The 13791-nt window shown below is 44.6% G+C and carries 12 protein-coding genes and 1 pseudogene; 8 read left to right on the top strand and 5 right to left on the bottom strand.

The features are described from left to right. Window positions 1-140: 140 nt before the first annotated feature. The gene (locus L1D55_RS19175; RefSeq protein ID WP_239918489.1) at window positions 141-776 is read right to left on the bottom strand and encodes a porin family protein; all 636 of its coding nucleotides are present in this window, start codon (window positions 774-776) and stop codon (window positions 141-143) included. 406 nt (window positions 777-1182) lie between these two features. On the opposite strand from L1D55_RS19175, the gene L1D55_RS19170 reads away from it, so the two are divergent. The 8 genes from L1D55_RS19170 to L1D55_RS19135 all read left to right on the top strand — a co-directional run bounded on the left by L1D55_RS19170 (window position 1183) and on the right by L1D55_RS19135 (window position 10996). Further along, window positions 1183-1506, top strand: coding sequence for a winged helix-turn-helix domain-containing protein (locus L1D55_RS19170; protein WP_239918488.1), 324 nt, complete (start codon window positions 1183-1185; stop codon window positions 1504-1506). 263 nt (window positions 1507-1769) lie between these two features. Continuing rightward, window positions 1770-2189, top strand: coding sequence for a D-ribose pyranase (gene rbsD / locus L1D55_RS19165; RefSeq protein ID WP_239918487.1), 420 nt, complete (start codon window positions 1770-1772; stop codon window positions 2187-2189). Window positions 2190-2274: 85 nt separating this feature from the next. After that, window positions 2275-3780, top strand: a complete 1506-nt coding sequence (rbsA, locus tag L1D55_RS19160) for a ribose ABC transporter ATP-binding protein RbsA (protein WP_239918486.1) — start codon at window positions 2275-2277, stop codon at window positions 3778-3780. After that, a complete protein-coding gene (rbsC, locus tag L1D55_RS19155; RefSeq protein ID WP_239918485.1) occupies window positions 3777-4769 on the top strand; it encodes a ribose ABC transporter permease in 993 nt (330 codons plus the stop codon). Before rbsA ends, rbsC begins: the two co-directional genes overlap by 4 nt. Before the next feature lie 137 nt (window positions 4770-4906). Then, complete coding sequence (rbsB, locus tag L1D55_RS19150; protein ID WP_171761730.1) at window positions 4907-5785, top strand: ribose ABC transporter substrate-binding protein RbsB; 879 nt, start codon at window positions 4907-4909, stop codon at window positions 5783-5785. Between the two features lie 217 nt (window positions 5786-6002). Further along, window positions 6003-6929, top strand: a complete 927-nt coding sequence (gene rbsK / locus L1D55_RS19145) for a ribokinase (protein ID WP_239918484.1) — start codon at window positions 6003-6005, stop codon at window positions 6927-6929. 293 nt (window positions 6930-7222) lie between these two features. Beyond that, window positions 7223-8224, top strand: a complete 1002-nt coding sequence (locus L1D55_RS19140; RefSeq protein ID WP_239918483.1) for a substrate-binding domain-containing protein — start codon at window positions 7223-7225, stop codon at window positions 8222-8224. Between the two features lie 312 nt (window positions 8225-8536). Beyond that, on the top strand, window positions 8537-10996 hold the full coding sequence (locus tag L1D55_RS19135; protein ID WP_239918482.1) for a CHASE3 domain-containing protein: 2460 nt from the start codon (window positions 8537-8539) through the stop codon (window positions 10994-10996). An 88-nt stretch (window positions 10997-11084) separates the two neighbouring features. Here L1D55_RS19135 and L1D55_RS19130 read toward each other — a convergent pair whose 3' ends face one another. From L1D55_RS19130 to L1D55_RS19115, 4 genes and pseudogenes are all read right to left on the bottom strand, one after another. Continuing rightward, on the bottom strand, window positions 11085-11876 hold the full coding sequence (locus tag L1D55_RS19130) for a carbon-nitrogen hydrolase family protein (protein ID WP_239918481.1): 792 nt from the start codon (window positions 11874-11876) through the stop codon (window positions 11085-11087). Window positions 11877-11995: 119 nt separating this feature from the next. Further along, window positions 11996-12418, bottom strand: coding sequence for a lysozyme inhibitor LprI family protein (locus tag L1D55_RS19125; RefSeq protein WP_239918480.1), 423 nt, complete (start codon window positions 12416-12418; stop codon window positions 11996-11998). A gap of 54 nt (window positions 12419-12472) precedes the next feature. Beyond that, window positions 12473-12982 (bottom strand): NUDIX domain-containing protein, encoded by a 510-nt coding sequence (locus L1D55_RS19120; protein WP_239918479.1) that lies wholly within the window; start codon window positions 12980-12982, stop codon window positions 12473-12475. 290 nt (window positions 12983-13272) lie between these two features. After that, a pseudogene (locus L1D55_RS19115) lies at window positions 13273-13767 on the bottom strand (transposase); the annotation flags it as partial. Between the last annotated feature and the right edge of the window lie 24 nt (window positions 13768-13791).

Genomic DNA, 13791 nt, shown 5'->3' with positions numbered 1-13791 from the left:
AACCAACAGCTTTGATATCGCGTTGGTCAATGTATAAAAAAGCTGCCGACTATTGCGACAGCTTTCCACTTTAGCCAAACGGGTTGAGCCAACCGACGCCCCATTTAGAAATCGATTTACCGTTTAACAAAGTGTGAAACTTAGAAGTTGTATGTTGCGCCTAGGTAGAACGACTCTAGTACAATGTCTTTTTCTACTTTTCTGCGATTCCAAAAACTACCTTCGTAAGTCTCGATAGTGAATGCATCCGCTTCATAACCAAGACGTAGGCTTAATGCTGATAATTTAGGCGGGGTATACTCCACACCAACACCGAAACGTACACCAGTGCCGGTATCATCGAAGTCAGAACCAGAAGGACGAGAACCGTCTGCGTTTTTCATATCTAGATCGATAGAAGATAAACCGATAATACCGAACGGACGCATGCCGTTATCAAATGTATATCCAAGGTTTGCAGCTACTGATAATGTTTGAGGAGTCCAAGTAAAACCGTCGTTTTTATCAGCGTGGTTTTTTGCAACTAGATCGCCATAGTCTGTGTATTGAAACTCAAGCGATACAATGCGGTTAAACTTGTAACCTGCAATTAGACGGTAAGAGTTGTCTTCGGCTTCAAAAGTCACAGGTTCTGTTTTTGATGAAACTAAGTCATCATCTTCAAAATCAGCGGTACCAATTGCACCACCTAGGTAGAAACCACTCTCTGCCGCCATTACACTGTTTGTCGCTAAAGCTGACATCAATGCCACGCCTAAAATTAGTTTGTTATTCATTACTGCTCGACCTTACTTATTTCAAATCAAGATTGCTGAGTGTTCCCAAACCGCACAATCTTTTTAGAGTTATCCGACACCCCGTCGAATTGGCGAGCAGATTACGCTCACAGAAAACAAAAAAATAAATAAAAATATAATCACTTAGTAACTTCGAACAACATAATCAGTAAAAATAAATAACCAACTGAATAACAAAGAAATAAAGCACCTTCACTTTTAGCCAAAATTCTCACATCCATTTTCAAACCAACGGTTTTTTATATTTTTTCTCGTGCGGCTTACGTGCGCTTACTTTCAAGAGAGGCCTGATTTTGCATAATCCGCGCGCTTTAACTGCTCGCTTTCGATGCACAACAAGCCATAAACCAATCTTTACTATTCAGAACAAATGAACATAAATACGATGAACCACACCATAGACTTCAGCGGCCTACTCATTGATACCAACACTCGAACGATTACCAACCAACAAGGTAACCGTATTGCATTACGCCCTCAGTTATTGTCTGTGCTCTGTCTATTAGTAGAGAACGTAGGAACGCCGATAACTAAGGAACATATTATTGATGAGTGTTGGGACGGAGAGCTCTCATCACCTCACGCCCTAGCTAATGTTATTTATAACCTGCGTAACGTATTCGCTCGCTTAAGAACACCTCACATCCAAATTCTCACGGTCACTAAGTTTGGTTACGTCCTATCAATAGAAAAAGGTGTACTCGTTTAGGTTTTGCCCTATCCGAGCCAACGATCTAACACTACCAATACGAATCTAGTCCCCCACTTCCCTCGAATTTATGCAATCAATCACGGTGATTAAGATCACCAAAAAACGCCTCATCGAAACGTTTCGATGATCGTTATCACACTCTAAGAAGGTGAAAGGTGCAAATGATAAATCACACACTATTATCACTATCGAAACGTTTCGATGGCTTTTCTTGAGTTGTTTCTCATCCCATCAAACGTGTTTTTTCGATAGGTCGTGATATGAAAAAAAGTACTCTAATAAACTCTGAACTCTCCTACTTAGTGGCGACTCTTGGCCACACAGACGAAATTACGATTTGTGATGCAGGGCTGCCGATTCCAGATCATGTTTCTCGCATAGACCTAGCTTTAACTCACGGTGTTCCAAGCTTTGCTCAAACCGTCAAAACCATGCTTGATGAATCTCAAATTGAAGGTGTGGTTATCGCGGAAGAATTTGCAAAAGTAAGCCCAGAGCATCATGCAGCGCTGATTGATCAAATCAAAACAGAAGAAGCGCGTTGTCGTAAAGAAATTGCGATTACTTACATCACTCATGAAGAATTTAAACAGCGCACTCATGAAAGCCGCGCTGTGATTCGTACCGGTGAATGCACACCTTACGCGAATGTCATTTTCCAAGCTGGCGTAACGTTTTAGCTCAAGCGAAACATAACGACAGCCCAGCGTAATAGCTGAAAGACAGAATAACCAAATACAACTGGCCCCGAGTAAAGGAACCGACATGACTCAAGCCATTTTAGAACTTAGCTCAATTGAGAAGGCCTTCCCTGGTGTGAAAGCACTAGACAAGGCAAGCCTCAACGTTTACCCAGGACGCGTGATGGCGTTAATGGGCGAAAACGGTGCAGGTAAATCAACCCTCATGAAAGTGCTAACAGGTATCTATCAATTGGATGGCGGTACTATCGCCTACCAAGGTAAGCCTGCTGCATTCAAAGGGCCTCGTGACTCTCAACAAGCTGGTATCAGTATCATCCACCAAGAACTGAACCTGATCCCAGAGCTGACCATCGCCGAGAACATCTTCTTAGGTCGTGAAATCACTGGCACCATGGGTCGCATCTTGTGGAATGAGATGTACCAAGAAGCCGACAAGCTACTGAAACGCCTGAACGTAAAACACAACTCAAAAACACCACTTGGCGAACTGAGCCTAGGCGAGCAACAAATGGTAGAGATTGCGAAAGCCCTATCATTTGAATCTAAGGTCATCATCATGGATGAACCAACAGATGCCTTAACCGATACTGAAACCGAATCTCTGTTCAAAGTCATCAACGAGCTACGTGATGAAGGCTGCGGCATTGTTTACATCTCTCACCGCTTGAAAGAGATCTTCGAGATCTGTGACGACATCACTGTACTTCGTGACGGCAAGTTCATTGGTCAATGTGAAGTAAAAGATACTGACGAAGACGGCCTAATCGAAATGATGGTTGGTCGTAAGCTGGACGAACAATATCCTCGCATCGCTCCAAGTCATGGTGAGACCTGCTTAGAAGTGATTGGCCTTACTGGCTCTGGTGTGCATGATGTTAGCTTTACCCTAAAACGCGGCGAAATCCTTGGCGTATCAGGGCTAATGGGTGCTGGTCGTACTGAGTTGATGAAGGTAATTTACGGTGCTCTTCCAAGTGAGCGCGGCGTTATCAACTTAGAAAACAAAACCATTAACCCTGTGAGCCCTAAAGATGGCCTTGCTAATGGCATCGCTTACATCTCTGAAGATCGTAAAGGTGACGGCTTAGTGCTTGGGCTTTCAGTGAAAGAGAACATGTCTCTTTGTTCACTGGATCTACTGACTAAAAGTGGTCAAATCCAACACAAAGACGAAGTGATCGCAGTAGATGACTTCATCAAGCTATTCAACATCAAAACCCCTACTCGCGAGCAAATCATTGGCAACCTTTCTGGTGGTAACCAACAGAAAGTGGCTATCGCTAAGGGCTTGATGACCAAACCAAAAGTACTGATTCTCGACGAACCAACTCGTGGTGTCGATGTCGGTGCGAAAAAAGAGATTTACCAACTCATTAATAAGTTTAAAGCCGACGGCATGAGCATCATTTTGGTGTCCTCTGAAATGCCAGAAGTATTAGGAATGAGTGACCGCATCATGGTGATGCATGAAGGCCGCATCAGCGGTGAATTTGACGCTAAAGAAGCAAACCAAGAATTATTACTGGCGTGTGCGGTCGGTAAAAAGATTAACGAGGACGCAGCATGAGTACCAAAACCATGAGCAAAACAACTGAAACTGAAGCGCCGAAGAAAAAGCCGTTAATCAGCAAAGAGTGGCTGATTGATCAAAAGTCATTAATCGCTTTAATCTTCCTGATTGTTATCGTTTCTTTCTTAAACCCGAACTTCTTTACTGTCGATAACATCTTAAATATTCTGCGCCAAACCTCGGTTAACGCAATCATCGCTGTAGGTATGACGCTGGTTATCCTAACCGCAGGTATCGACTTGAGCGTTGGCTCAGTACTGGCACTTTGTGGTGCGTTCGCTGCCAGCATGATTGGTATGGAAATCCCTGTAATGGTCGCTGTACCAACCGCTTTATTGGCAGGTGCTGCGCTGGGTGCTATTAGTGGTGTGATTATCGCTAAGGGTAAGGTTCAAGCCTTCATCGCAACGCTAGTAACCATGACACTACTTCGTGGTGTAACCATGGTTTACACCGATGGTCGTCCTATTTCAACAGGCTTTACTGACACAGCAGACGCGTTCGCTTGGTTCGGTACAGGCTACGCAATGGGTGTACCAGTTCCAGTTTGGATCATGGTCGTAGTATTCGCATCAGTTTGGTACCTACTTAACCACACACGCTTTGGCCGTTACGTATACGCGCTTGGTGGTAACGAATCAGCAACTCGCCTATCAGGCATCGACGTAGACAAAGTAAAAATCGGCGTTTACGCAATCTGTGGTCTGTTAGCAGCGGTAGCGGGCATCATCGTAGCTTCTCGTTTGTCATCAGCTCAACCAACCGCAGGTATGGGCTATGAGCTAGACGCTATCGCAGCCGTGGTTCTTGGCGGTACAAGCTTAGCTGGCGGCCGTGGTCGCATCATGGGCACATTGATTGGTGCACTGATTATCGGCTTCCTAAACAACGCCCTAAACCTACTAGACGTATCTTCTTACTACCAGATGATTGCAAAAGCAGTGGTTATTCTTCTGGCAGTATTGGTCGACAACAAAAACAAATAAGACTCTAGTTTGAGTCAACGCAACACCCTGTTTTTCCACAGAAAAGCATCAATAAATAACAAACATTAAATCTATAAATAATGTAACAACGAGCTAGGACTCACCTCCTAGCTCACCCTACACAAAGGACTTACACCATGAAAAAATTAGCGACTCTTATTTCTGCTGCTCTGCTTTCTACAACCGTATCTGTGTCTGCACAGGCGCAAGATACAATGGCAATCGTTCTGTCTACATTGAACAACCCATTCTTTGTAACCATGAAAGATGGCGCAGAAGCGAAAGCTGAAGAGCTAGGCTACAAGCTTATCGTTCTTGATTCTCAAAACGACCCAAGCAAAGAGCTGTCGAACATTGAAGATCTAACCATTCGTGGTGTTAAGGCAATCCTAATCAACCCAACAGATTCAGATGCAGTATCTAACGCAATTCGCATGGCTAACCGCTCTAACATCCCAGTACTAACGCTAGACCGTGGTGCAAGCCGTGGTGACGTAGTGAGCCACATCGCTTCTGATAACGTAATCGGTGGTGAAATGGCGGGTCACTTCATCATGGAAAAAGTGGGCGAAAAAGCGAAAGTAATCCAACTTGAAGGTATCGCTGGTACTTCTGCAGCTCGTGAACGTGGTGAAGGCTTCATGAACGCAGTAAACGGCAGCGGCCTTGAGCTTCTTGCAAGCCAACCTGCTGACTTCGACCGTACTAAAGGTCTGAACGTAATGGAAAACCTACTTGCAGCTAACCCAGACGTTGAAGCAGTATTCGCTCAGAACGATGAAATGGCTCTAGGTGCACTACGCGCAGTTCAAGCATCTGGTAAAGATGTAATGATCGTTGGCTTCGACGGCACAGACGACGGCATCGCAGCGGTTAACCGTGGCCTACTTGGCGCAACCGTTGCACAACAACCAGACCTAATCGGTTCTTTAGGCATCGAAATTGCTGACAAAGTACTGAAAGGCGAAAAAGTAGACGAGTACGTACCAGTACCTCTAAAAATCATCGCTAAATAATCGATGCTAAACGAGTAATACCAAGCAGGGAGTCCCCTATCTCCCTGCTTTCTTTACTCAACCACGAATCGACTCACTCAAAATAACAAGCAAAACCGACAGTGCATCGCTGTTTCTCATTCTTCTATCGCGACTTGATGACTCTCTCGCGACTGAATAGCTAACCATGAGAAAGACCCATGCATTTTCAAATACGATATATCATAAGGCTCGTATCATGACTCAACTGATTGTTTTAGGTAGCGTTAACGCTGACCACGTACTGCAAGTTCCTTCGTTCCCTCGTCCTGGTGAAACCTTGATTGGCGGTAACTATCAGGTCATCCCTGGCGGTAAAGGCGCAAACCAAGCGGTAGCCGCAGCACGATTAAATGCGGATATCGGCTTCATCGCTTGTGTCGGTGACGACCCGTTTGGTATCAATATTCGTCAAGACTTTGCTAAAGACGGCATTAACATCGATGGCGTAATCGTCGCAGAGAACACGCCTACGGGCATCGCGATGATCCAAGTCTCGGCAGCCGGTGAAAACAGCATTTGTCTTTCTCCAGAAGCGAACAACAAGCTGACTTGCGAACAAATCGAACCACACCTAGAGAAGATCCGCGGCGCAAAATTCCTTCTAACTCAATTGGAAACCCCAATCGAAGGCATTGAATACGCAGCGAAAACCGCCAAAGAGAGCGGAACCCGCGTGATTCTAAACCCAGCCCCTGCCCGACCACTATCAGATTCGTTATTAGCGTGTGTAGACGTGATTACGCCAAACGAAACCGAAGCTGAGGTTCTAACAGGCGTGACCGTAACCGACAGCGCATCTGCTCATCAGGCGGCTTTGGCTCTGCATGCTAAAGGCATCGAGACGGTAATGATCACGCTTGGTGCTAAAGGTGTGTGGATAAGCAGAAACGGCGAAGGTGAACTTATCGCAGGCTTCCGAGTTGAAGCGACAGACACCACCGCGGCGGGTGATACGTTCAACGGTGCATTAGTGACAGGCTTACTTGAAGACATGCCAATGGAGCGCGCGATTAAGTTTGCTCACGCTGCGGCGGCAATTTCAGTGACTCGCTTTGGCGCTCAAACCTCCATTCCAAGCCGCGCCGAAACCGATGCGTTTTTGGCAGAGCAATTGTCTGCTTAGCTTAATGCCTATTAGAAGGCTGACTCGTTAGCTAAACCCTAATGTTAGCCTTCTAAATAACAAGCATAAGCCCCCTGTTTTCAGGCAGAATATCGCCCAACGTGACAAGTTATACCAATCACAGTAAGTAAGTGATCAAAAATAGCGTAGGAAAAAAACTTGAGAACAAGGCAGAATTTTTCGATAAGTAGTTATTCTACAATCAAAAATTCTAACGAAGTTATCGAGGTTTTTAACAAGCTAGGGTGAACAGTTACTTACTACGATTGGTATTACTCCCACAAGGATTTTTTATGGCAACAATGAAAGACATCGCTAAGCTCGCAAAGGTCTCTACCTCTACGGTAAGCCATGTGATTAACAAGTCGCGTTTTGTCAGTGAAGAGATAGCTGAGCGTGTCAACAATGCCGCGAGAGAGCTTAACTATGCGCCCTCTGCATTAGCTCGTAGCTTAAAGATGAAGCAGACCAAAACCCTTGGCATGCTAGTGACAACCTCGACTAACCCATTCTTTGGCGAAGTAGTAAAAGGCGTTGAGCGTCGTTGTTATGAAAAAGGCTACAACCTCATCTTGTGTAACACCGAAGGCGATAGCGAACGTATGAAATCGTCTATCGATACACTGCTACAAAAGCGTGTCGATGGCTTAATGCTGATGTGCTCGACCCTTGAAGGCGAACATATCGACGTGTTCGAACGTTACCCAGAACTGCCTGTAGTGGTGATGGATTGGGGCCCAATGCTGTTTGCGAGCGACAAGATTCAGGACAACTCGCATCAAGGTGGCTACATGGCGACCAAGCACCTGATTGATAACGGCCACTCTCAAATTGGCTGTATCACAGGCCCGCTACATCGTAACCAGGCATCATCGCGTTACCAAGGCTTCAAACAAGCGATGGAAGAAGCGGGATTAGAGATCAACGCTGATTGGATTGTCGAATCAAACTTCGAGTGTGATGGTGGTTTTGATTCATACCAGACACTAAAATCTCGTGGCAAAATGCCGAGTGCACTGTTTGTAAGTAACGACATGATGGCAATGGGCGTGATTCACGCAGCTGCGCAAGATGGCACATCAATACCCAACGATCTCTCTATCATTGGCTACGATGACATCCACTTGTCTAAATACATGACACCGGCGTTAAGCACCGTCCACCAGCCAAAACACCGCTTAGGTAAAGCAGCCGTTGATACACTGTTGAGTCGCTTACAAACAGCAGACGCCTACCCACAGGTCGTCGAGCTAGAGCCGACTCTAGTAGAGCGAAGCAGCGTAAAAGCAGTTTAATCCACAGCTCCCCTACTCCAGAACAAAGAGCCAGCTTATCCAGTTGGCTTTTTTGCTTTAGCTTTTAGCCTTTAGCGTTAAGTTTTAAGTTTTAGCTTAGCTGTCAGCTCGTCAGCCATTAATAATGGTTGCCCATCAAACCTTGCCCACCCGCCCTTCTAGCACGAAGAATGCACCGCTCTCGATCTCAAAACATGTATTTATGTAAATAAATAGAGGTATTTCCACATCAATATATGCACTTGAACACTAAGTGACAGATTATCTTCTACAATATCAATAAAATGACATCGACATGGAGAGCGTTGTTTTATGATTTTGGGTTGGTTCGACAATATTTCCCTTCAAAAAAAGCTATTCGTCAGCTTTTGTGTCCCTATTGCTCTGATCGTTATCGTTTCTTTTTCTGTTCATAAAAATACTCAGTCCATGGTTGAGGACAACCACTGGGTGGTTCACACCCACAAAGCCATTGCTCGCGCTCAAGAGTTGCTCAATCTAGCAGTAGATATGGAAACCGGTCAGCGTGACTACCTGATCACTGGCGACCCTGTATTCCTAGAGCCTTATTACCTAGCACTGGACGTTTGGCCTCAAAAGATTCAGATTCTTAGCGAGCAAGTGAGCGATAACCCTGCCCAAGTCAAACTTCTGGACACCATTGATACCACCCACAATAAATGGCTAATTGAATCGGGAGAAAAAGAGGTATGGCAACGTGAGCTGGTGAATAGAGGCCAAGCAGACATGCAGAGTGTTGTCGATATTACTCAGCAAAAAACCGGTAAACAGCTGATGGACCAAATTCGCTTGGAGATAGCTGAGTTCATTGAGGTAGAACAGCAGCTAATCAGTATTCGAGTGACAAAATCTGACCATTCTGCCCAACAAACCAGTTACGTTCTATTGGTCGGGACGCTCCTTTCCGTATTCATTTCCCTGATTGTCGCTGCTTGGTCATCAAATAGGATTAAACAAGGGATAGACGTACTACTAGCTGCAGCGAATAAAGTAGCAGAAGGTCATTTACTAGAAGGGGCTGCAACGCTCAAGCTTAACTCAAAAGCTGACACCCAAGACGAAATCGCCCACCTCACACACAGCTTCAAAGCAATGGCGACAAACCTCGTAAAAAACGACAATGAAATGCGAGCAAAAAACCAAGAGATCATTGCAGAACGAACCAAAGCTGAAGCGGCAGTAAAAGCCAAAAGCGAGTTTCTCTCTACTATGAGCCACGAGATCAGAACACCGATGAATGGCGTACTTGGCATCTCTCAGATCATAGCGGCCCAAACTAAAGAGCCAGAAACCAAAGAGAACATCAATATCATTCTCGATTCTGGGCACCACCTAATGACCATACTCAATGACGTTCTCGACTTCTCAAAAGTCGAAGAAAACAAGCTTGAACTAGACGTTGCCCCTTTCCATTTTGCCCAAGTGATACAGCCAGTTTGTAGCGCGCTCAAACCTTTGGCCGATGAGAAAGGCATCCGCCTGCTGCTCGAAAATAACATACCAACCAATATTCAACTTATCGGAGACTGTGCAAGGTTACGTCAAGTTCTATTTAACTTGGGTGGCAATGCGACCAAATTTACTAAAGAAGGACACGTATCGATTCAAGCAGAGCTCAATCGACCGAATAACCAACTCATCATTAGCGTCACTGACACAGGGGTCGGTATCCCTAAAGACAAACATGAACAAGTCTTTAATTCATTTGAACAAGCCGATACATCAACCACAAGGCAGTTTGGTGGTACTGGACTTGGTCTTGCCATAGTAAAAAACCTCGTTAACCTCATGAAAGGTGAAATCACCTTAACCAGTGCGGTTGGGCTGGGAACTAAATTCCAAGTAACGTTGCCAATCTCATGGCAAGAAAGCAAAGTCAGTGAATGCTCGGTTAATACAAACGACACTGAAAACCTGGCACACGAATCTCTCAACATTCTGCTAGTCGAAGACAACCGTATCAACGCAATCGTCGCGCAAGGTTTTTGCGAAAATCTAGGGCATAAAGTCGATCTCGCAGAAAACGGAAGGCGAGCAATCGAACGCCTCCAACACTCACAATACGATCTTATCCTGATGGACAACCACATGCCCGAGATGAATGGGGTCGAAACAACGCAATATATTCGCGATGAGTTAAAGCTCAACACCCTGATCTTCGCTTACACCGCCGATGTATTCCGTGAAGCTCACGACAGCTTCATTAATGCCGGAGTCGACCACATACTGATTAAGCCTCTGCAACAAGAGAGCTTCTTCGATGCCCTACAGAAATTCTCAAATCGATTACCTAAACAATCCACCAAAGAAAACGCTGATAACGATGAAAACGTCATAGAGTTGCACCGCCAACCGATTGATACATTACGATTAACCGAAGAAGAGATAAGCCATTCAGAAATATTAATCATGCTTAAAGATGACGCGGAAGGGTTTAGCATGCTTATCAACTCAACCATCATTGAGTTTGAGCAATCCATTGACCGAGTTATTGAGTACTACTTAGCGAAAGAACTAGAACAACTGCGCTGTACCTTGCATTCTATTAAAGGTATGTCACTCAACTTAGGGCTTAATACACTTTCAAAACAAGCATTAGAGTTAGAAGTACAGGCCAAAAACCAGCAGCTACCTGATATAGAGCTGCTCCAGAAACTGCTTAACCGCCTGATGGTAAACATTCACCAAGCACAACGCATGAAAGCTAAGCACTCGGCGAGTTCTTTAAACAAAACGAATGGCAATGCTTAAAACGGTATGGCTCATCACCACACTCAGAAAAACGAAGGGCAAGGTGAAATACCTTGCCCTCTTTAATTTATGACTGCGGTGCGTGATTCTAACGGTTTAATACAGAGGTGATCTGCTGCATTTCATCCGACAGTTCTACGCCATTGTACTGAGGCGCCAAAGACAAGTCTTGAATGTTCACGGTTTCAACCGACTGTTTATCCGAACATTGAAGCACCAAGTCTCCCTTCGGCGAATAAACTCGACTTCCACCACAATACGTTGCAGTAAACGCATCAACCACATCTTGCCCAACACGGTTACACGTTACGATGTGACAACCTTCTTCTAGCGCCCTCGCCTGCCCCATGGCAAAACTGTGGTGACCACCAAAATTAGCGGGGTGAAGAACAACATCAATCGAGTGATACGCTCTCATGATCTCAGGGAACCAAATATCAAAACAGATCGCTACACCAAACGTTAGCCCTTTATACTCGAAAGTTAAAAGCTCAGAGCCCCGTGAAAAATACTGCTTATCGAATTTGGTTTGACTGACTTTGCGGTACTTATGACGCAGCCCAGTTCCATCAATTACGGCTACGCTGTTGTAATATTCGCCTAGGTCTTCCTCTGCAATGCCAGCAACAATCAAGGTTTCATGCTTTGCTGCCAATTTCGACAAAGAATCAATGGTCTCACTATTGGCGAAGTTTTCGCTCAGCTCATGCACTTCTGATGCTTGGTTAAAGATGTAACCCGTAGAGAACAATTCTGGTAGCAAAGTAATGTCACCGACAGAGGCTTGCGCATCTAAAAAATCCGAAACCAGAACGAGGTTTTTCTGTTTGTTTTTGTATTCAACTTCAAGCTGAACAAGGGTGATACTGACATTATTCAAAATCGAATCCTTACTGGGTAACACAAATCAGATGCAGAGTAAGAGAATCACCTTTCACTTTCTTACTTCAAGCCAAACCATTGAAGCAAGCGCACACTCTCAAGCTCATTTTCGCCTGTCTATTCCATCAACTTAGGTTCTGGCAACACAGGCGGCGTGCTGTCCATATAAGTTAAGAAGTTTTCCCACACCTCATGTGTGCGTTGCTTGGTTAACTTGGTCTTACAAGAAAGCGCCATCAACCCTCTAATCGAGCCATCGCGCCATTGGGTATACACAGAGTCACAATGCGCTGTCATATAAGCTTGCCAACTCTCCTGAGCGGCCTTGATGGCATCCACCAACTCGGCATCCTCAGCATGGTGTTCAAGGCTAGCTGCTAAGTACTTATCAAGCTCTACCTGTGCAGATTCAAGTTCAAGCGCAGCACAGTGGTTTATCTCTAGCGTGTTCATCGCATTGTCGCAATCGACTGCGTTTTCACCAGCTAATACCGAATACGAAAAGCACATCAATATCAACATTGGTACAAGTCTATTCATCACCTTACCTCGTATCCTCTTCCAAGATTGCTATCAAATACATTGTTTTAGTCATTAAGATTCGACGGAAATAGAAGGCTTACTCCAAAGTAATGCAAACGCACTCAATGTAAATGAGTCCGTAATTTCTCCGCAAGCTATCATTCCTCTGATGTCAGACTTTGCGACACTTATAATCCCATTGACTTCACTGTCACACCCTTTAACCCGTTGGCCCTCGTTAACTTGAGCTAAATACACATCAACCTCAGAAGCTAGAATGGCTGAGTTGGGCTTTACGGTTCCAAGCTTTTCTAACTGTGAGGAATCTACTAGGTAGCCAGTTTCTTCATACAACTCTCTCATAGCCGTCTCTAGACTGGACTGCTCATCTTGACCATATCCCCTAGGAGCTTCAATTTGCTCTTCATTACCGTGAGCGATCCTAGGAATAATTATAAAGATATAAGAGTCATGAGTTTCAACAAGCAGTACTGCACCGTTCTTAGAGCTTGGCTCTATTACATAGTGGAATACGCCATCTTTGATTACACTGAACCAAGGGTTTGAATATTGCTCAATCATTTAATTTCTAGTCCCATGTATTTCCGCATTTTAGGGTATATCCCAAACCAGTTTTTCCTTGTCATCGTCTTCTCAGCACTATCCTTGAATTTATCCTCGATATATCCCATCGCTTCATCCGTTATAAACTGCGTCAATTCTACGCTCCCCAACGTAGATATTATTTCAAAAGCCTTATAAGGATATTGGATCAACTCAATTTCGTTTTTCAGCGACTTGTATACAACACCTGCGTCGAGTATTTTTTCCGGAACATTGTTTAATACTTTTATGTCATCTAATAAAAAGGTTCATCGCGGCTTTCCGGGGAAAGCCGCTTTTATCTTCAAGAAGAAGTAGTCTGTATCTCGATACCCATACCCCATTCGCTTGATTAACTTTATTTTGTTGTTTATCCCTTCCAATGTGCAGGTGTTGAGCGGATAACTTGCCGATCCAATAATACCGTGAAGATAAGGCCTCAGTTTTCGTGCGAACTCTTTCAATGGCTTAATTCCACTTTCTTGCACTTGTACCCACCATACCTCCCAGAGCCCCTTAGCATGTGCTTCTGATTCACAATACCAAAGCTCTTTGAGTTGTGAACCGAGTATATAAGTGGTCATTAAGTCCTTATTGATATTCAATATTTCGGTAAGGTAACTATCTTGCCGTGGATTTAAGTTGCTTCTATTTTTCAACAATACCCAGCGTGAACGCTTGACCCATTGCCTCGCTTTTTTATCTTGCTTGAGTTTGTTGGCTTGGTCGACTCTGACTCTATCCATCACCTCACGACCGAACCTCTATCCATCACCTCACGACCGAAC

Source organism: Vibrio sp. Isolate22, from assembly GCF_022398115.1.
Lineage (GTDB): Bacteria > Pseudomonadota > Gammaproteobacteria > Enterobacterales > Vibrionaceae > Vibrio.
The sequence above is the reverse complement of the archived record's forward strand: the minus strand, read 5'-3'. Positions and strand labels throughout refer to the sequence as shown.